The organism is Acidovorax radicis (assembly GCF_020510705.1).
GTDB lineage: Bacteria > Pseudomonadota > Gammaproteobacteria > Burkholderiales > Burkholderiaceae_C > Acidovorax > Acidovorax radicis_A.
This window is the reverse complement of sequence record NZ_CP075184.1, coordinates 3,987,704-4,007,459: the sequence shown is the minus strand read 5'-3', so window position 1 is coordinate 4,007,459 and position 19,756 is coordinate 3,987,704. Positions and strand designations below refer to the sequence as shown.

The window sequence follows — 19,756 nt, the reverse complement described above, 5'->3', positions numbered from 1 at the left end:
ATCCGGCCTACTGCATGAACCCGATACGCCCGCGCCCCGCAGCAGTCCGTGGCAAGTCTGCAATCTCTACGGTGGACCGACGGTCCAGCCGGGCGTTGCCGAACCCGGTCATCAGCGCACGCCGCATTTCGCGCGGCGGCATGTGCGCCAGGTGGTCCAGCACGTCATTCAGCGGTTCTGCGTCGAGCAGGCGCCCCCAGTCATGCCCGGCGCGGATGCCCTGGTACAGGTTGCGCGCGATGGTCCGCGCTTGCGCGAGCGTGGGCGCCTCCACCTCGAAGACATTCATGCGGTTCAGGATCGGGTCTGGAATACCCCGGGCGTCATTGGCCGTGGTGATCCAGATCACCTGACTGGCGTCGATGGCCACCTCGGCAAACTCATCCGTGAAGCTTTGCGCCGTGTCGACCTCCAGCAGGCTGTACAGCGCGCCGAGCGGGTCGTACTGCGCATCGCTGCTGGCTTTGTCGATCTCGTCCACCACGATCACCGGGTTGGCGTATTCGCCCTCCACCAGCGCTTCAAACACCTTGCCGGGCCGCGCGCCCTTCCATTGGGCGGACGAGCCCGACAGCAGCCAGCCCGCCGTCATGGAGCTCATGGGCAACAGGTTCATGCCCGTGCCCAGCAGCGCGGCCAGGTGGCGTGCAAAGTGGGTCTTGCCAATGCCGGGTGGGCCCAGCAGCAACATGGGCGTGACCTCCAGGCCGTCGCTGCTGTCCTGCGCCAGCGCCTCGTGGCGCTTTATGTCGTCCAGCACCTCGGTGAAGTTGGGCAACTGCTCATACAGGCTGGCCATGTCGGGCACGCCCGAGGGCTTGACCTGAAAGCGCTCCGGGCCGCGTTCCAGCATGCGTTCGTACACGGTGCGCAGGGTTTCATATTCGCGCTGGTTGCCCGACTCCTGCAACCGTGCGAGCTTGCGCTCGACGTCGCCGGGGTGGAACACATTGCGCATCTGGGCCACCGGCAAGCGCAGGGCAGGTGGCTGGGGAACAAGGCTATGGCTGGTCATCGCATGCTCCTTGGATTCCATTGCCCAACCAGCGGCTTTCTTGGCTGGCTAGCCGTGATCGAGAAATGGCGTGGGGTGGTTCACGCAATCATTCAAGCACACAACATGCCCGCTTCACTATCGGAAAAAGCCCCCGAAAGGTGCAGTTGTTGCAGGCAAACAAAATATCAATGGAGCACAAAAAAAGCAGAAAAAGCGCAAAAAAAGGCCGCTTGAAAGCGGCCGTTGTTGTTGTCGGCGGTGCGAGCGCGGCGCGCAGGCCACGCTGTGGCTATCAGCCCTCGGTGCCCAGCACCTGCTTGAGTTCGCCCGACTCGTACATCTCCATCATGATGTCCGAGCCGCCGATGAACTCGCCCTTTACGTACAGCTGAGGGATGGTGGGCCAGTTGCTGTATTCCTTGATGCCCTGGCGGATCTCTTCGTCTTCCAGCACGTTCACCGTGACCAGGCTCTTGGGGTCCACGCCGCTGGCTTTCAGAATCTGGATGGCACGGCCCGAAAAGCCGCACATGGGGAAGCTGGCGTTGCCCTTCATGAACAGCAGGACGTCGCTGGACTTGACGAGGGTGTCGATGCGTTGTTGGGTGTCGCTCATGGGAATGCTCCTAAAAAAAGGTCTGCACGGCAGGTGGCGCCGCAGTGTGGTGGCTTGGCGTGATTATTTCACTGTCTGGACCATGGGCCAGCACCCGCCGGTACATCGCGCGATGCCGGCAAGGTCATTGCGGCTTTGCACCTGCGCGAATCCTTGGGCTTTGAGCAGCGCTTGTACCGCCGCAGCCTGACCGTAGCCGTGTTCCAGCAGCAGCCAGCCACCGGGTACAAGGTGCCGGGGCGCCTGGGCCACGATGCTGCGAATGTCGTCCAGGCCATCGGGCCCGCTGGCCAGTGCCTGCAGGGGCTCGTGGGTCAGGGCGGCCAGGTGGGGGTCTTGCGCGGCGATGTAGGGTGGGTTGGAAACGATGAGATCGAACGGGCCGCGCGGGCTGCCATCCATGCCCGTGTTCGTGGTGGCATCTGCAACCGTTCCGTTGCCGTTGCCCAGCCCTTCAAGCCAGTTCGCTTGCGCAAACCACACGGGCAAATTCAGCCGCGTGGCATTGGCCTGGGCCACGGCCAGCGCCTCGGCGCTGGCGTCCACCGCCAGCACGTGGGCCGTGGGGCAGTGGTGCTGCAGGGCCAGTGCAATGGCGCCGCTGCCGGTGCCCAAGTCCACGATGTGGGGTGGAGTTTCTGGGAGGGAGCGGCCCGCCAACACTTCCAGCGCCCAGTCCACCAGGGTTTCGGTGTCGGGCCGTGGGTCCAGCACGCGGGCGTCAACCTGCAAGGGCAGTCCGTAAAACTCTTTGTGGCCTGTCAGGTAGGCCACGGGCTCACCGGCCGCGCGGTGCTGGCACAGGGCCATGAACTCGCCATAGGCGGGCGCATCCAGCACGTCGGTGTCGTGTGCCAGCAGCCAGGCACGCCCTGCATCCGCGCGGCGCAGGGCGTGCAGCAGCAGCAATTGCGCGTCAATGCGCGCCAGGCCCTGTGTGTGCGCCTGGGCCAATGCCTGTGCCAGGGTGGGAAAGGTGTCGTTCACTATAATTTTGATAGCTTCTAGCGCTTTATGGATAAGCGCTAGACGCTAATTTCATTCAATATTTCTCTGGCGTCACGTAGCAGGCGCAGGGGGTTGTCAACCCGCCGTGCTGTTCTCCAGCTCTTCGAGTTGTTCGGCCTCGCGGGCATGCGCCAGGGCCTGCAGCACGTCGCCCAGATCGCCCTCCATCACGTACAGCAGTTTGTAGAGCGTGAGGTTGATGCGATGGTCCGTCAGGCGCCCCTGCGGGAAGTTGTAGGTGCGGATGCGGTCGCTGCGGTCGCCGCTGCCGATCAGCCCCTTGCGCAGCGCGGCCTCTTTGGCGGCGCGTTCGCTGCGGTCTTTCTCCTGGATGCGCGCCTGCAGCACTTGCAGGGCCTTGGCTTTGTTGGCGTGCTGGCTGCGGCCGTCCTGGCATTCGGCCACGATGCCGGTGGGCAAGTGCACCACGCGCACGGCCGAGTCGGTCTTGTTGATGTGCTGGCCGCCCGCGCCCGATGCGCGGAAGGTGTCGATGCGCAGGTCGGCCGGGTTCAGCTTGATGGCCTCGTGCTCGTCGGGCTCGGGCATCACCGCCACGGTGCAGGCGCTGGTGTGGATGCGGCCTTGCGTTTCGGTCGCGGGCACGCGCTGCACGCGGTGGCCGCCGGATTCGAATTTGAGAGCGCCATAAACACCGCTACCAGAGGGGCCCGTTCCAGGCTGGCCTTCGAAGCGGAGCACGATTTCTTTGTAGCCACCCAGCTCGGCGGCGTTCTCGCTCACCACCTCGACCTTCCAGCCCACGCGGTCCGCATAGCGCATGTACATGCGCGTGAGGTCGCCCGCGAACAAGGCCGATTCGTCGCCACCCGTGCCCGCGCGGATTTCCACGAAGGCGTTGCGTGCGTCGTCGGGGTCTTTGGGCAACAGCAGGCGCTGCAGCTCGTCTTCAAGCTGCAGCAGCTCGGCCTCGGCGGCGGCGATTTCTTCCTGCGCCATTTCGGCCATGTCGGGGTCGGCCAGCATCTCGCGCGCGCTGGCCAGGTCGGCCTCGCGCTGCTGGTAACGGGCGTAGCGGCCGGCCACCTGCGTCACCTCGGCGTGCTCGACGGAGATGCGGCGGTATTGTGCCATGTCGCTCATGATGTCTTCGCGCGAGAGCAGAAAGTCGAGTTCGCCCAGGCGCTGTGCGTAGCGCTCCAGCTGGCTTCGGAGAAAGGGCTTCATGGCGTTCTGGAAAAGGAATTTGCTACGGATTTGGTAGCTGGTAGCGCTTATGGATAAAGCGCTGGAGGCCGATTTTGCTTGAAATCGGGGCGGCTGCGGAGCGGGCGAGCGCCGCTACAAGCCGTTGTTGGGGGTCTTGCTTTGCGAGCGCAGGAACAGGCGCGAGACAGTCTGGGCCGTCTGGGCGCGCATCTCGGCGTCGCCCGCGCGCAACTCGGCCAGGGTGCCATGCAGCATTTTTTGCGTGATGCCGCGCGAGAGGGCTTCGAGCACGGCATCCACATCTTCGCCCTTGGCCAGCAGCTTTTTGGCGCGCGCGATTTCCAGGGCCCGCCATTCGTCCGTCTGGGCGTTGAGTTGCTGGATCAGCGGCACTACGCCACCGCCGGCACCCAAGGTGCCGGTGGGGCTGCGCAGATCCATCCAGTGCATGAAACTTTGCACGCCCGCGTCGATGATCGCTTCGGCCTGGGCCACGGCGGCCTGGCGGTTGGCCTGGGCGGTCTGCACCACGGTGGCCAGGTCGTCCACGGTGTACAGGTACACATCACCTAGGGCCTTGACTTCGGGCTCGATGTCGCGCGGCACGGCCAGATCGACCATGAACATGGGGCGGTGGCGGCGCTTCTTGAGCGCGCGCTCGACAGCGCCCAGCCCGATGATGGGCAGGCTGCTGGCGGTGCAGCTGATGACGGCGTCGAACTCGTGCAGGCGCTCGGGCAGGTCAGCGAGGCGCATCACCTCACCGCCAAAACGGGCGGCGAGCTTTTCGCCGCGCTCGAGCGTGCGGTTGGCAATGGCGATGGCTTTGGGGTTCTTGGCGGCAAAGTGCGTGGCGCACAGCTCAATCATCTCGCCCGCGCCGACAAACAGAATCTTGGTCTCGGAGAGGTCTTCAAACAGCTGGCCCGCCAGGCGCACCGCTGCCGCTGCCATGCTGATGCTGTGGGCCCCGATTTCGGTGCTGGTGCGCACCTCCTTGGCCACGGCAAAACTGCGTTGAAACAGCTGGTTGAGTGTGCTGCCCAACGCGCCGGCGGTCTCGGCGGCACGCACTGCGTCTTTCATCTGGCCCAGGATCTGGGCCTCGCCCAGCACCATGGAGTCGAGCCCGCTGGCCACGCGAAACGCATGGCGCGCCACCAGGCTGTCTTCCAGCGTGTAGGAATGCGAGCGCAGCAGCGCGGGGCTGACGCCGCCGCTTTGGGCCAGCCAGCCCAGCGTGTGGTCCATGGCAGGCTGGTGGGCGGCGCAATAAATCTCGGTGCGGTTGCAGGTGGAGATGATGGCGGTCTCAATGCCCGGGTGGGCGCCGGTGCTGCACAACGACTGCCGCAAACCCTGCAAAGTGGGGGCGATCTGGTCGAGCGCGAACGCGAACCTGCCGCGCAGATCGAGCGGCGCGGTGGTGTGGTTGATGCCGAGAGCCCAGACTGCCATGACCGCCATTATAAAATTGTTGTCCGCAACAGGTACGAATGCTTGTTCAAGCCTTGATGTGCGTCAATCCAATGGGTCCGCTCGCAGTCGCCAACCACCTCCTCAACTTCATCGCCCCCGCCGCCGCTTTGGCGCTGGTGCTGGTGTTGTGTGGGCGCTGGGTGGGCGCGCGGGCCGCATCGGGCATGTCGGCCGGGCGCCAGTGGTTTGTTGTTTTTGTGATCGGTGTGCTGGTTCTGGGCGGAGGGCTGGCTTTGTGGGGGCACGATGGCAAGATGCTGACCTATGCCGCGCTGGTGGTGGCCACGGCCAGCTGTCAATGGGTGCTGGTGCGTGGCTGGAAGCCCTGAGCCCCGAGCCCCTAGAGCCCCTCCCGGACTGATCGCACGTGGCGGGTGGCCATCCACTTGCACCACCCGGCAGATACAGCAATAGATACAAAAATAGATATGAAAACAGCTGCTAGCGCTTATGGGGTAAGCGCTAGTAGCTATCAATAGCAGAGCAATTGCCTGTCTGGCCCCTCTGGTTAACCCCTGCCGCGTGTGCTGCCCGCATTGTCCGCCGCGCCCTGGATCTGTGGGACGGCCACCGTGGGCAGGGTGTCGGCCGATGCCTCCAGGCTGCCCGCCACCCCGGGTGATACGGCCATGGTCGCGGGGGGCGACAGCGCCAGCCCCGCGTCGCGCAGCCCCGCCAGGATGCTGAACAGCAGGTCGCTGCGCACGCCGCCCACGTTGCGTGGGTTGCTCACATAACCAATGGCCAAAAAGGTGAGTGTGCCGCTCTGGATGCCTTCGAGTTGCACGACGGGCTCGGGGGTCAGCAAAATACCTTCGTGTTGGCAGAACGCTGCAAGGATCACGTCGCGCATGCGTTCGGCGTCGGTATCAAGCGGCGCAGGCAGGCGCAGCAGCACACGGCCCGGCGCACCCGTGAGCGTCATGTTGCGCACGGTTTTGGTGATGAACTCGGAGTTGGGCACGATCACCGTCGACCGGTCGCCCAGCTGGATCTCGGTGGCGCGCACGTTCACGCGGCGCACGTCGCCCTCGGTGTCGCCCAGCACCACCCAGTCGCCCACCTTCACCGGCCGCTCGGCCAGCAGGATCAGGCCCGAGATGAAGTTCTGCACGATGGCCTGCAAGCCAAAGCCGATGCCCACCGACAGCGCGCTCGCCACCCAGGCAATGCGCTCCACGCTGATGCCCAGCCCCGCCAGCGCGACGGCAACCACCAGGATGCCCCCCACGTAGCCCATCAAGGTGACGATGGAGCTTTGCATGCCGGGCTCGAGCGTGGTGTTGGGGAAGTACCGGTCGCTGAGCCAGCGTTTGACCACGCGGATCACCACCAACCCCGCCACCATCACGGCCAGTGCTGTGAAGAGCGCCTGCGGGGCCAGCGTGAAGTCGCCCACCTTCAGGCTGTGATCGACCGATGTGCCGCGCCGAAAGACTTCGTCCGGCCCGGTGCCAAAAGGCGCCATGAGCGCAATCACCATGTAAAAGAACAGGGCCACACGTGCGATGCCCGAGACCAGCACGGCAGCCTGGTCCAGCAGCCGTGCGTCGATCCCCAGCCCCTTGTGCAGGCGCCCGCCAAAGTGGCCTTTGGACGAGAGCAGGGCGTCGCACAGATCATCGACGAGCTGGAACAGCAGGTAGGTCGTGGCAAAAACCACGCCCGTCCAGACCATCTGCCGCGCCAGCGTGCCTGCTAGCGCGACATAGCCAAAGGCCAGCAGCACCACCGAGGCGGCCGCCGCGATCCCGGCACACGCCATGACGAGGCCCACCCACAGCGGGCGTTCTGGTAGCGGCTCGATGGGGTTGTCGTTTTTGGCGCCATCGCCATTGCCGTCGCCACCGCTACCGTCATCGCCGTCGTTGGTGGGTGACGGGGCGGCTAGGGGCGTGGCGCGGGTATGGCGCAGCGCCAGGGCCACCAGGACAGAAATCAGCAGCGCCAGAACCACGTGCACCGTGACTTCCGCCGCCAGGCTGGCGCCCACGATGCTGTTCACCTTGGTCACCAGCCCGCCCAGGGACACCACCAGCGCCAGCCACCAGGGGTAGGGGCTCAGGCGCCGCGCCATGTCGTCGGGGATGTCGGGCAGCCGCCACGAGCTGCGTCTGCGCGACAGCAATGCATGCCCCAGGCCCACCACAAAGGTGGCAAACACGGCAAGCCCCACCGTGGCTGGCGCCAACTCCTTGAGGGCGTTGCTGAAGTTGTCATTCACCTCCAGCCCGCTCCAGGCCAACTGGGCTGCCGTGCCGACCAGTAGCACATACACCACCACCGACGTCGCCGCCAGCAGCGACCGGCGCAGCCGGCCCGCAGGCAGTCGTGTGGGCGCCAGGCGCACCAGCAGCCGCTCGGCCAGCCACGTGCCGGCCACGGCGAGCAAAAGCGCGGCGGCGAGGCTGCCCAGAAAGCTGCCGCGATGGCCGGGCTCCATGGCGGTGGCTGTGAGGGCGCGCAGCTCATCGGTCAGCACGTGCAGCCGTGCCGTGTCGCTGGGCAATGCACTGCGCAGGTTGCGCCAGAAAGCCCGGCTCAGCGGCGAATCGACGCGGGCCGTGAGGGAGGCCTGAAACTGCTCGCGGCGTTGGCGGATCAGCTCGGTGCCGCGTTGCTCGGCATCGACGCTGATGAGCCGTGCCAGCTTGGCTTCTGCGTCGATGGCGGCGCGTTGTTTGGCCAGGCTGGCCCGTTGCCCGGCCACGTTGGGGGCGTCCGGGGCGGCGCCTTTTTCAGGCGTGGGGCCCAGGCCCGCCAGGCGGGAGTCGATGTCGGCAAGGTCTTCGGTGCGGCGCTTGACGATCTGCTCCGCCGCTGCTCCGATGGCATTGGTGTCACCCAGCAGCTTGCGGCCATCGTCGTCTTCGCCGAGTTTGAGGGGCACGGCGTCGAGCTGCTTGCGCAGCTCGTCCACGCTGGGCAGCGGGGGCTTGTCACCGGTGGCGCGGCTGGCCGAGGATGTGGGGGCGCTGGCCGTGTTGGCCCCATTGGTCTGCGCCAGCGCATGGGCGCTCCAGCCCACCAAGCCCAGGGCCATGGCCAGGCACAACAACGCATGGAAGGCGGCGTGCAGGCGTGGTCTGCGGGGTGTCTGCGCCGTCGCGGTCTGGCTGGGCATCGGGGGTGTCGATGGCCATGGGGCGCAGCGGCGGGGTGGCTGGGACGGACTGGGGGGCTCTGCCCCGTGGCGGGGCGTCGTTGGCGACGGTTGCGATGTCATCCGCTGATTGTCTGCCGCCCCTGGCCCGCCCCTGACAACAATTTGTAGTCTCACGCCGTGCGCCATGGTGCGCCACCGTGCGCGGCCATATGCGGCCGTGGCGCGTCGTGTGATTGAAGGAGGGGGCGGGGCGACCCCGGGGCCTGAGGGCCCAAGCCCTTGCTCAGACGGGGCTGAACAGGTCCACGCGGTCGGTGATGATGCCGTCGGTGCGCAGGTCGGTGAGCCGTTGGGCGGCCCACTCGTCGTTCACGGTGTAGCTCAACGCACGCATGCCTTCGCCGTGGACCCTGGCCACCAGGGCGGTGTCCCACAGGGCGTGGTTGCACACGATGGCCACGCAGCCCAGCGCGCGCGCTTGCTCCAGCCAGCCATCCCACAGCGAGTCGACAAGCAACGCGCGCGGGATGTGGGGGGCGGTGCTGCGGGCTCCCGCCAGCGCATCGGGCTTGAAGGACGAGAACAGCGGCTGCACGGCCTGGCCCTGCCAGAGCTGTGCACACTGCGCGCCCACCACCTGTCCGGTTTTTTCTTCGACGCCCGGCGTGGGTTTGATCTCGACGTTCAGAAAGTAGCCATTGGCGATGCAGAAATGCGCCAGCGCCTGCAGCGTGGGCAGCGGCTCGCCCGCGTGCGCGCGGGAGTGCCAGCCGCCAGCGTCGAGCTGGGCCAGCGTGCCCCAGTCCAGGTCACCGCCTGTGCCGCTGCCGTTGGTCGTGCGCTGCAGCGTGGCGTCGTGCATGAGAAAGGGCACGCCGTCGCGGCTGAGTTTGGCGTCGCATTCGAACATGCGGTAGCCATGCTGCGCGCCCAGGCGAAAGGCTGCCAGGGTGTTCTCGGGAGCCAGCTTGCCGGCACCGCGGTGAGCGACCCAGCGGGGGTAGGGCCAGTGGGGCAGGGGCGCGACGGCCTCGTGAGGCGCGGTGGTAGGGTGGGTTTCGGTCATGCAGGCTCTCCGAATTTCAGCAGGTTGCCGTGGGGGTCTATCACGTACAGCTCTTTCATGCCCCAGGCGCGCATGGTGGGAGCGGCGAGCGACAGGCCGCGTTGTGTGAAGTCTGCGTGCAGCGCGGTGGTGTCGCCGCGCACGTAGCACGAGGTGTTTTCTGCGATGGCACGATCGGCGCAGAGCCAAAAATGCAGCTCGCAGCCATCGCGGGCCATGATCAGATAGTCAGGCGCCTGCTGCTGGCAGGTAAACCCCAGCCGCTCGGCATAGAACTGGCGCGACTGCGCGATGTCCAGCGACGCCAGCACCGGTATGGTGAACCGAATGCCCGCCATGGCGATCAGGCGGCGATGCGCTTGCCGGTGGTAACGTCAAACGCGTGCAGGCGATCCTGGCGGGGCATGACGTGGATCGTCGAGTCTGGTGCGGGCGCGTGGGTGCCTTCTTCGACGCGCACGATCATCTGCTCGCCGTTGATGCGGCCATAGATCAGGCGCTCGGCGCCCAGCAGCTCTACCGTCTCGACCTTGACCTCCCAGCCCTCGTTGCGCACATCCAGGTGTTCGGGGCGGATGCCCAGGATGGTGCCGGGCTTGGCGCTTGGCGCGTTTTTCAGCAGGTTCATGGGCGGCGAGCCGATGAAGCTGGCGACAAAGGTGGTCGCGGGCGTGTGGTAGACCTCTTCGGGCGTGCCGAACTGCTCCATGTTGCCGGCGTTCATCACGATCATGCGCTGCGCCAGCGTCATGGCCTCGACCTGGTCGTGGGTGACGAACAGGCTGGTGATGCCCAGCTCGCGGTGCAGCTTCTGGATTTCGAGGCGGGTCTGGGCGCGCAGCTTGGCGTCCAGATTGGACAGGGGCTCGTCAAACAGAAACACCTGGGGCTGGCGCACGATGGCGCGGCCCATGGCCACGCGCTGGCGCTGCCCACCCGAGAGTTCGCGGGGTTTGCGTTCGAGCAGGTGACCCAGTTCGAGGATCTTGGCGGCCTTGTCCACGCGCGCCCGGATTTCTTCCTTGGGCACCTTGGCGATCTTCAGGCCGTACGCCATGTTGTCGAAGTTCGTCATGTGGGGGTACAGCGCGTAGTTCTGGAAGACCATGGCGATGTCGCGCTGGGCCGGTTCCAGGTCGTTGACCACACGGTCGCCGATGCGCAGCTCGCCGCCCGAAATCTCTTCCAGGCCCGCCACCATGCGCAGCAGGGTGGACTTGCCGCAGCCCGAGGGGCCCACGATGACGACAAACTCGCCGTCCTTGACCTCGGCGTTGACGCCGTGGATCACCTGGTTGGCCTTGGGACCGTGGCCGTAGCGTTTGACGATATTGCGAAGGGAGATGGATGCCATGATTGCAATGAGTGGTGACTTACGCAAAGAAGGATGCAGCGAGGTTCTGCGCTGGGGGGCGAGCGGCGTGCATCGGCTTGTGGTACGTAAGTGGTATTGATTTGATAGCTGCTTGCGCTTATGGAATAAGCGCTGGGCAGTGTTTTGGTGCTTATTTCTCGGTATCGACCAGGCCCTTGACGAACCAGCGCTGCATGAGCACCACGACCAGGGCAGGGGGCAGCATGGCCAACAGGGCGGTGGCCATCACGATGTTCCACTCGTTGCCCGCATCGCCGCCGGCAATCATGCGCTTGATGCCGATCACCACGGGGTACATGTCTTCCGAGGTGGTCACCAGCAGTGGCCACAGGTACTGGTTCCAGCCGTAGATGAACTGAATCACGAACAGAGCGGCGATCGACGTGCGCGACAGCGGCACCAGGATGTCCTTGAAGAAGCGCATGGGGCCGGCACCGTCCACGCGGGCGGCTTCGACCAACTCGTCGGGCACCGTGAGGAAGAACTGCCGGAACAGGAATGTGGCCGTGGCCGACGCAATCAGCGGCACCGTGAGCCCCGCATAGCTGTTGAGCATTCCGAGGTCCGACACCACCTGGTACGTGGGGCCGATGCGCACTTCCACCGGCAGCATCAGCGTGATGAAGATGAGCCAGAAGCAGATGCCCTTGAACGGGAAGCGGAAGTAAACGATGGCGAAGGCCGACAGCAGCGAGATCGCGATCTTGCCCACGGTGATGACGATGGCGGTGACAAAGCTCACCCACATCATGCGGGCCACGGGGGCTGTGGAGCCTGCGCCCGAGCCGCCGCCAAACAGGGCGTCGTGGTAGGTCTGCCAGAAGTTATTGCCGGGCAGCAGGGGCATGGGCACTTGCACGATGTCTTGTGCAGTGTGGGTGGATGCCACAAACGCCAGGTACAGCGGAAAGCCGACGATGATCACGCCCAGCACCATGATGAGGTGCGAGAACGCGGTGAGATAAGGACTACGTTCAACCATTTCAGTACTGCACTTTCTTCTCAACGTAGCGGAACTGGATCACGGTGAGCACCACCACGATCGCCATCAGCACCACCGACTGCGCGGCCGAGCCACCCATGTCCATGGCCTTGAAGCCGTCGTAATACACCTTGTAAACCAGGATGGACGTATCGCGCCCAGGGCCGCCCTGGGTGGTCGAGTCGATGATGGCGAAGGTGTCGAAGAACGCATACACCACGTTGATCACCAGCAAAAAGAACGTGGTGGGCGAGAGCAGCGGGAACTGGATGCTCCAAAAGCGCCGCCATGGGCCGGCACCATCAATGGCGGCCGCTTCAATGAGCGATTTGGGAATGGACTGCAGACCCGCCAGAAAGAACAGGAAATTGTAGGAAATCTGCTTCCACACCGCTGCCACCACGATGAGCGTCATCGCGTGGTTGGAGTTGAGCATGTGGTTCCAGTCAAAGCCCGACTGGCGCAGCATGTAGGCCACCACCCCGAGAGAGGGCGAGAACATGAACATCCACAACACGCCAGCCACGGCCGGGGCGACTGCATAAGGCAGCAGGAGCGCCGTTTTGTAGGCCAGCGCACCTTTGACGATGCGGTCGGCAAAGATGGCCAGGATCAGCGACAGCCCGATGCCGCTGGTGGCCACCAGGATGGAGAAGAACGCCGTGGTCTTGAAGGATGCCAGGTAGCCCGGGTCTGAGAACAGATTTCGGAAGTTGTCAAAGCCCACCCACTCCCGGGAGAAGCCAAAGGTGTCCTGCATCTGAAACGACTGCACCAGGGCCTGGCCCGCAGGCCAGAAAAAGAAAACGCTGATGATGGCTAACTGAGGTGCCAAAAGCACCCAGGGTAGCCACGCAGAGCGAAAGAGAACGCGTTTTTCCATGTCCAGACTCTTAGAGCGTGTTGTGTGCTTGGTGTGCCCACAAAAAGCCGGGTAAAGGCCCGGCGGCCAAAAAGACAACCCGCCGCCCCAGTAAACCGGGTGGTTTACGGGGCGGCGGGCTTGAGATGTCACCCGCACCAAAGTGCGGGCGACACCAACAGAGGCTTGTCAGTGCTTACTTGTTGGCGCGTGCGAAGCGTGCCAGTTGCTCGTTGCCGCGGGTGACGGCGGTGTCCAAAGCTTCCTTGGGGGTCTTCTTGCCCGCCCAGATCTGTTCAGTTTCTTCGTCGATGATGGTGCGAATCTGCACGAAGTTGCCCAGGCGGATGCCGCGCGACTTATCGGTGGCCTTGCGGATCATCTGCGTCACGGCCACATCGGTGCCAGGGTGCTTTTCGTAGAAGCCGGAGGCCTCCGTCAGCTTGTAGGCTGCCGTCGTCACAGGCAGGTAGCCCGTGCGCTGGTGGCTGGCGGCCTGGATCTTGGTGTCGTTCAGGAAGTTCAGGAAGTCGGCCACGCCCTTGTACTCTTCAGGCTTCTTACCGGACATCACCCACAGGCTGGCGCCACCGATGGCGGTGTTCTGGGGCGCACCCTTCACGTCGGGGTAGTACGGCAGCGTCGAGATGCCGTAGGCGAACTTGGCCTCTTTGGCAACGCGGGCATACAGGCCGGCGGACCCGGTGATCATGGCGCATTCGCCCGAGGGGAACGATGCGTCGGGCGCGTTGGCGCGACCCTTGTAGACAAAGCTGCCTTCCTTGGATGCCTTGGCCAGGTTCTCAAAGTGGCGCACATGCAGCGGCGTGTTGATCATCAGCTGGGCGTCGTTGCCATCAAACCCGTTGTTCTTGGATGCGAACAGCGTGTTGTGCCACAGCGAGAAGCTTTCCAGTTGTGTCCAGCTGATCCAGCTGGTGGTAAATGGGCAGCTATGGCCGCTGGCCTTCAGCTTGGAGGCTGCGGCAAACACTTCGGGCCAGGTCTTGGGCGGCTTCTCGGCATCGAGGCCCGCCTTCTTGAAGGCGTCCTTGTTGTAGTAGAACACCGTCGTGGAGCTGTTGAGCGGGTAGCTCAGCATCTGGCCGTTGGGTGCCGTGTAGTAGCCGGCCACGGCCGATACGTATTGGGTGGGGTCGAACTTGAAGCCGCCGTCGTTGAGCACCTTGGCGACGGGCACGATGGCGCCTTTGCTGGCCATCATGGTGGCGGTGCCTACTTCAAACACCTGCAGGATGTGAGGGGCGTTGCCCGCACGGAAGGCGGCAATGGCGCCCGTCATGGATTCGTCATACGAGCCCTTGTAGGTGGGCACCACTTTGTATTTGGTCTGGCTGGCGTTGTATTGCTTGGCCAGGTCGTTGACCCAGTCGCCGAGCGCAGAGCTCATCGAGTGCCACCACTGGATCTCGACCGGTGCCTGTGCTTGAGCAGGCGCACAGACAGAAAGAGCGACGGCCGCAGCGAGCGCCAGATGCTTGAATTGCATGTATGAATCTCCAAGAATGACGAAATGCACAAGAGCCGGACCTTAGTCAGCTTTTGTGACGAGAGTGTGTCGTTGTCGCACAGCGCGGACGTCTGTAACAACGGGGGAAACCCCGTGGGGATTCCCAAGGGGTGTAATTGTGACTCTTTTGTGACAATGTTTTAACCATTTGCCGAGTGCTGCAAGGTTTTGTGCGATGCACCATGCTTGGTGCATAGTGGCATCTGCCACTTCGCCGGGCGGCCTGTTTGTAACGCCACCCTGTCTTTTTACTGAACCTCAGAACTGCCATGACCACCAATTCGCTGGACAAGAACAAGATCAAATTTTTGTTGCTTGAGGGCATCCATTCCTCTGCGGTGGATGTGATTCGCGGTGCGGGCTACACCCAGATCGAGACAGTGCAGGGCGCGTTGCCTGATGAAGAACTCAAACGCAAGATTGCCGACGTGCACTTTGTCGGCATTCGTTCGCGCACGCAGTTGACCGAAGAGGTTTTTGCCCAGGCTCACAAACTGGTGGCGGTGGGCTGCTTTTGCATCGGCACCAATCAGGTGAACCTCAACGCGGCCCGCGAGCGTGGTATTGCGGTGTTCAATGCGCCGTATTCCAACACCCGCTCGGTGGCCGAGCTGGTGCTGGCCGAGGCCATCTTGCTGTTGCGCGGCATCCCCGAGAAAAACGCAGTGGCGCACCGCGGCGGTTGGCTCAAGTCGGCCGACAACGCGTATGAGATTCGTGGCAAGACCCTGGGCATCGTAGGGTATGGCTCGATCGGCACCCAGCTGTCGGTGCTGGCCGAAGCCCTGGGCATGCATGTGGCGTTTTTTGACGTGGTCAACAAGCTGCCGCTGGGCAATGCCCGCCAGGTGCAGCATCTGCACGATCTGCTTGGCCAGAGCGACATCGTGAGTCTGCATGTGCCCGAGCTGCCGTCCACCGAAGGGATGATCGGCGCCGCCGAGATCGCCGCCATGAAACCCGACGGCATCCTGATCAACGCCGCGCGTGGCACGGTGGTCGATATCGCGGCCCTGGCCGATGCGCTCAAGGCCAAGAAGCTGCTGGGCGCCGCCATCGACGTGTTCCCGGTGGAGCCACGCAGCAACAAAGATGAGTTCCTGTCGCCCCTGCGCGGGCTGGACAACGTGATTCTCACCCCCCACATCGGCGGTTCCACCATGGAAGCGCAGGCCAACATCGGCCTGGAAGTGGCGGAGAAGCTCGTGAAATACAGCGACAACGGCACCAGCACCTCGTCGGTCAACTTCCCTGAAGTGGCGTTGCCCGCACACCCTGGCAAACACCGCCTGCTGCACATTCACCGCAACGTGCCGGGCGTGTTGTCGCAAATTAACCAGATTTTTTCAGACAACCACATCAATATCGCCGCCCAGTATCTGCAGACCAACGAGGCGGTGGGCTACGTGGTGATCGACATCGATGCCGCCTCGTCCGATCTCGCGCTGGACAAGCTGGCGAAGGTGGTTGGCACGTTGCGCACGCGGGTGTTGTTCTAAGCGCTCAGCCCAGCGGGTGCGGGCCTTCCTGGCCCGCACCGGGCAGACGGCAGACGGGTGTCATAAAATCACGCCCCCGAGTCATGGGCGCGCAGCGCCCAACCCAGGTAGATCCCCCATGAATGTTCCGATAGTGTTGGCTGCCTTGCAGGCGCAGGCTGCCGAGCCTGCGCGTCTGCGCGAGATTCCCTATAACTACACTTCGTTCTCCGACCGGGAGATCGTGATCCGCCTGCTGGGATTGCCCGCGTGGGATGTGCTCGACCAGTTGCGCACAGAACGCCGCACGGGCCGCTCCGCGCGCATGCTTTATGAGGTGCTGGGCGACATCTGGGTGGTGCAGCGCAATCCCTACCTGCAAGACGACCTGCTGGACAACCCCGCGCGCCGCAAGCTGCTGGTGGATGCCCTGCAACACCGCCTCGCCGAGATCGACAAACGCCGCACGCCCGACGACGACGCCGGGCGCGACCGCCTGGTGGGCGAGCTGGTGGTGGCTGCGCGTGGCGCGGTGGAGCATTTCAACGCTGCGTTCGAGCGGGCCGCGCAACTGCGCCGCCAGATCCACAAAACGCTGGGCCGCCTCACGGCCAAGGACAACATCAAGTTCGACGGCCTCTCGCGGGTCTCGCACGTCACTGACGCCACCGACTGGCGCGTGGAATACCCCTTCGTCGTGCTCACCCCCGATACCGAGGCCGAGATGGCCGGTCTGGTCAAAGGGTGTATCGACCTGGGCATGACCATCATCCCGCGTGGGGGTGGCACGGGCTATACGGGCGGCGCCATTCCGCTGACCTGGAACAGCGCGGTCATCAACACCGAAAAGCTCGAAGCCATGACCGAGGTGGAAATGCGCCGCCTGCCGGGCATGGACCGCGAAGTCGGCTCCGTGTGGACCGAAGCCGGTGTGGTCACCCAGCGCGTGGCCGATGCGGCCGAGCGCGCGGGGTTTGTGTTTGCGGTGGACCCGACCAGTGCCGAGGCCTCGTGCATCGGCGGCAACATTGCGATGAACGCCGGTGGCAAGAAGGCCGTGCTGTGGGGCACCGCGCTGGATAACCTGGCCAGCTGGCGCATGGTGACGCCCGAGGCGCAGTGGCTCGAAGTCACGCGCCTGGATCACAACATGGGCAAGATCCACGATGCCGAGATGGCCTGCTTCGAACTGCAGTATTTCGAGGCCGACGGCAAAACGCCCATTCGCACCGAGCGCCTGGACATTCCGGGCAAGACCTTCCGCAAGGAGGGCCTGGGCAAGGACGTGACGGACAAGTTCCTGTCGGGCCTGCCTGGCATCCAGAAGGAGGGCTGCGACGGCCTCATCACCAGCGCGCGCTGGGTGGTGCACCGCATGCCCGAGCACACGCGCACCGTGTGCCTGGAGTTCTTTGGCAATGCCAAGGACGCCGTGCCCAGCATTGTGGAAATCAAGGACTTCATGTTCGCCGAGCAAAAGCGCAGCGGTGTGCTGCTGGCCGGCCTGGAGCATCTGGACGACCGCTACCTGAAAGCCGTGGGCTACGCCACCAAGAGCAAGAAGCACGGCGGCGGCCTGCCCAAGATGGTGCTGTTCGGCGATATCGCGGGCGACAACGCCGACGATGTGGCGCGCGTGACCAGCGAGGTGGTGCGCATCGCCAACTCGCGCAGCGGCGAAGGCTTTGTCGCCATCAGCCCCGAGGCGCGCAAGAAGTTCTGGCTCGACCGCAAGCGCACGGCGGCCATCAGCCGGCATACCAACGCCTTCAAGATCAACGAAGACGTGGTGATTCCGCTGCCGCGCATGGCCGAATACACCGACGGCATCGAGCGCATCAACATCGAGCTGTCGCTGCGCAACAAGATCAAGCTGTGTGACGCGCTCACCGACTTTTTTGAACGTGGCAACCTGCCGCTGGGCAAACAAGACGACGCGAGCGAGATCCCGTCGGCCGAGCTGCTGGAAGACCGCGTGGCGCAGGCCCTTGCCCTGGTGGAAGATGTGCGTGTGTTGTGGTCAGGCTGGCTGCAAAACGTGGAAACGCTGTTCCCGCAACTGCAGGACCACACCCTGCGCGCCAGCTGGAAAACCCAGCTGCGTGCGCCGCTGCAGACCATCTTTGCGGGCGCAGCCTTCAAGCCCTTGCTCGACGAGGTCACGTCCATCCACAAGCGCGTGCTCAAGGGCCGCGTGTGGGTGGCGCTGCACATGCACGCGGGTGATGGCAATGTGCACACCAATTTGCCGGTCAATAGCGACGACTACGAAATGCTGCAGACCGCGCACCAGGCGGTCGAACGCATCATGGTGCTGGCCCGCAGCCTGGACGGCGTGATCTCGGGCGAACACGGCATTGGCATCACCAAGCTGGAGTTCTTGACTGACGATGAACTGCGCCCGTTCGCCCAATACAAGCAGAAGGTGGACCCGGACGGACGCTTCAATAAAGGCAAGTTGCTCCGAAATCAGGAGCTTCCAGCGCTTGGTGGACAAGCGCTAGAGGCCAATTTGGCTTCAAAACCCCTGTTGCATGCCGATTTGACCAACGCCTACACGCCGAGCTTCGGGCTGATGGGCCATGAGTCACTGATCATGCAGCAGAGCGATATCGGCGCCATTGCCGACTCGGTGAAGGACTGCCTGCGCTGCGGCAAGTGCAAGCCAGTGTGCGCCACCCATGTGCCACGCGCGAACCTGCTGTACAGCCCGCGCAACAAGATCCTGGCGACCTCGCTGCTGGTCGAGGCATTTTTGTACGAAGAGCAGACGCGCCGCGGCGTCTCCATCAAACACTGGCAGGAGTTTGAGGACGTCTCCGACCACTGCACCGTGTGCCACAAGTGCTACAACCCCTGCCCGGTGAAGATCGACTTCGGCGACGTCACCATGAACATGCGCAACCTGCTGCGCAAGATGGGCAAGAAGAGCTGGCGCCCGGGCAATGCCCTGGCCATGGCCATGCTCAACGCCACCAACCCGGACACCATCAAGCTGCTGCGCTCGGCCATGGTGAACGTGGGTTTCAAGGCCCAGCGTATGGCGGTGGACATCCTGCGCAAGGTGAGCCGCAAGCAGACCGCACACCCGCCCGCCACGGTGGGCACTGCGCCCGTGAAGGAGCAGGTGATCCACTTCATCAACAAGAAGCTGCCCGGCGGCCTGCCCAAGCGCACCGCGCGTGCGTTGCTCGACATCGAGGACAAGGACTACGTCCCGATCATCCGCAACCCGCAGGCCACCACGGCCGAGACCGAGGCGGTGTTCTACTTCCCCGGCTGCGGCTCCGAGCGCTTGTTCAGTCAGGTGGGCCTGGCCACGCAGGCCATGCTGTGGCATGCCGGCGTGCAGACCGTGTTGCCACCGGGTTACCTGTGCTGCGGCTACCCGCAGCGCGGCAGCGGGCAGTTTGACAAGGCCGACAAGATGATCACCGACAACCGGGTGCTCTTCCACCGCGTGGCCACCACGCTGAACTACCTGGACATCAAGACGGTGGTAGTGAGCTGCGGCACCTGCTACGACCAGCTGCAGGGCTACGAGTTCGACAAGATCTTCCCTGGCAGCCGCATCATCGACATCCACGAATACCTGCTGGAGAAAGGCATCACGCTGCCTGGTGGCCAGGGCGGTTACCTGTACCACGAGCCTTGCCACAACCCCATGAAGCTGGGCGATTCGATGAAAACCGTCAAGGCGCTCGTTGGCGACAACGTGATCAAAAGCGAGCGCTGCTGTGGAGAGTCCGGCACGCTGGGCGTCACCCGCCCCGACATTTCGACCCAGGTGCGTTTTCGCAAGGAAGAAGAAATCAGGAAGGGCGAAGCCCAGCTGCGCGCCAACGGCAGCGTTTCCGAGCAGGCCAATGTGAAAATCCTCACCAGCTGCCCCAGCTGTCTGCAAGGCCTCAAGCGCTATGAGGACGATCTGCAGAACGGTCTGCTGGAGGCCGACTACATCGTCATCGAAATGGCCAATCAGCTCTTGGGTGAGAACTGGTTGCCCGAATACGTGCAGCGTGCCAACAACGGCGGCATCGAGCGCGTGCTGGTGTAGCCATGAAGCTCCCCCTGAGTCGCTTCGCT

General features: G+C 64.1%; 15 protein-coding genes. 3 read left to right on the top strand and 12 right to left on the bottom strand.

The window, feature by feature from the left end:
- Positions 1-7: 7 nt before the first annotated feature.
- The 5 genes from KI609_RS18305 to hemA all read right to left on the bottom strand — a co-directional run bounded on the left by KI609_RS18305 (position 8) and on the right by hemA (position 5,249).
- A complete protein-coding gene (locus tag KI609_RS18305) occupies positions 8-1,015 on the bottom strand; it encodes an AAA family ATPase (RefSeq protein ID WP_226444978.1) in 1,008 nt (335 codons plus the stop codon).
- A 274-nt stretch (positions 1,016-1,289) separates the two neighbouring features.
- Positions 1,290-1,613: a Grx4 family monothiol glutaredoxin gene (gene grxD, locus KI609_RS18300; protein ID WP_226444977.1), complete on the bottom strand. Its 324-nt coding sequence runs from the start codon at positions 1,611-1,613 to the stop codon at positions 1,290-1,292.
- A 63-nt stretch (positions 1,614-1,676) separates the two neighbouring features.
- Positions 1,677-2,600: a peptide chain release factor N(5)-glutamine methyltransferase gene (gene prmC / locus KI609_RS18295; protein WP_226444976.1), complete on the bottom strand. Its 924-nt coding sequence runs from the start codon at positions 2,598-2,600 to the stop codon at positions 1,677-1,679.
- Positions 2,601-2,696: 96 nt separating this feature from the next.
- The gene (gene prfA, locus KI609_RS18290; protein ID WP_226444975.1) at positions 2,697-3,809 is read right to left on the bottom strand and encodes a peptide chain release factor 1; all 1,113 of its coding nucleotides are present in this window, start codon (positions 3,807-3,809) and stop codon (positions 2,697-2,699) included.
- A gap of 114 nt (positions 3,810-3,923) precedes the next feature.
- The gene (gene hemA, locus KI609_RS18285; protein ID WP_226444974.1) at positions 3,924-5,249 is read right to left on the bottom strand and encodes a glutamyl-tRNA reductase; all 1,326 of its coding nucleotides are present in this window, start codon (positions 5,247-5,249) and stop codon (positions 3,924-3,926) included.
- 71 nt (positions 5,250-5,320) lie between these two features.
- On the opposite strand from hemA, the gene KI609_RS18280 reads away from it, so the two are divergent.
- Positions 5,321-5,599: a hypothetical protein gene (locus tag KI609_RS18280; RefSeq protein ID WP_226444973.1), complete on the top strand. Its 279-nt coding sequence runs from the start codon at positions 5,321-5,323 to the stop codon at positions 5,597-5,599.
- A gap of 179 nt (positions 5,600-5,778) precedes the next feature.
- Here KI609_RS18280 and KI609_RS18275 read toward each other — a convergent pair whose 3' ends face one another.
- From KI609_RS18275 to ugpB, 7 genes are all read right to left on the bottom strand, one after another.
- Complete coding sequence (locus KI609_RS18275; RefSeq protein WP_413463439.1) at positions 5,779-8,313, bottom strand: DUF3772 domain-containing protein; 2,535 nt, start codon at positions 8,311-8,313, stop codon at positions 5,779-5,781.
- Positions 8,314-8,659: 346 nt separating this feature from the next.
- The gene (gene ugpQ / locus KI609_RS18270; RefSeq protein WP_226444971.1) at positions 8,660-9,442 is read right to left on the bottom strand and encodes a glycerophosphodiester phosphodiesterase; all 783 of its coding nucleotides are present in this window, start codon (positions 9,440-9,442) and stop codon (positions 8,660-8,662) included.
- Entirely contained in the window at positions 9,439-9,780 is a 342-nt protein-coding gene (locus KI609_RS18265) for a bleomycin resistance protein (RefSeq protein WP_226444970.1), read from the bottom strand. The genes ugpQ and KI609_RS18265 overlap by 4 nt, the downstream gene beginning before the upstream one ends.
- Before the next feature lie 5 nt (positions 9,781-9,785).
- Positions 9,786-10,796, bottom strand: a complete 1,011-nt coding sequence (gene ugpC / locus KI609_RS18260) for a sn-glycerol-3-phosphate ABC transporter ATP-binding protein UgpC (protein WP_226444969.1) — start codon at positions 10,794-10,796, stop codon at positions 9,786-9,788.
- Between the two features lie 151 nt (positions 10,797-10,947).
- Positions 10,948-11,799 carry a sn-glycerol-3-phosphate ABC transporter permease UgpE gene (gene ugpE, locus KI609_RS18255; RefSeq protein ID WP_226444968.1) on the bottom strand — a complete coding sequence of 284 codons (852 nt, stop codon included), beginning with the start codon at positions 11,797-11,799 and terminating at the stop codon, positions 10,948-10,950.
- 1 nt (position 11,800) lies between these two features.
- The gene (gene ugpA, locus KI609_RS18250; RefSeq protein WP_226444967.1) at positions 11,801-12,682 is read right to left on the bottom strand and encodes a sn-glycerol-3-phosphate ABC transporter permease UgpA; all 882 of its coding nucleotides are present in this window, start codon (positions 12,680-12,682) and stop codon (positions 11,801-11,803) included.
- A 175-nt stretch (positions 12,683-12,857) separates the two neighbouring features.
- Complete coding sequence (gene ugpB / locus KI609_RS18245) at positions 12,858-14,171, bottom strand: sn-glycerol-3-phosphate ABC transporter substrate-binding protein UgpB (protein ID WP_226444966.1); 1,314 nt, start codon at positions 14,169-14,171, stop codon at positions 12,858-12,860.
- A gap of 290 nt (positions 14,172-14,461) precedes the next feature.
- Here ugpB and serA point away from each other — a divergent pair, with 290 nt between their 5' ends.
- Entirely contained in the window at positions 14,462-15,691 is a 1,230-nt protein-coding gene (gene serA, locus KI609_RS18240; protein WP_226444965.1) for a phosphoglycerate dehydrogenase, read from the top strand.
- Between the two features lie 118 nt (positions 15,692-15,809).
- The gene (locus KI609_RS18235) at positions 15,810-19,727 is read left to right on the top strand and encodes a DUF3683 domain-containing protein (protein ID WP_226444964.1); all 3,918 of its coding nucleotides are present in this window, start codon (positions 15,810-15,812) and stop codon (positions 19,725-19,727) included.
- The last annotated feature ends 29 nt before the right edge of the window (positions 19,728-19,756 follow it).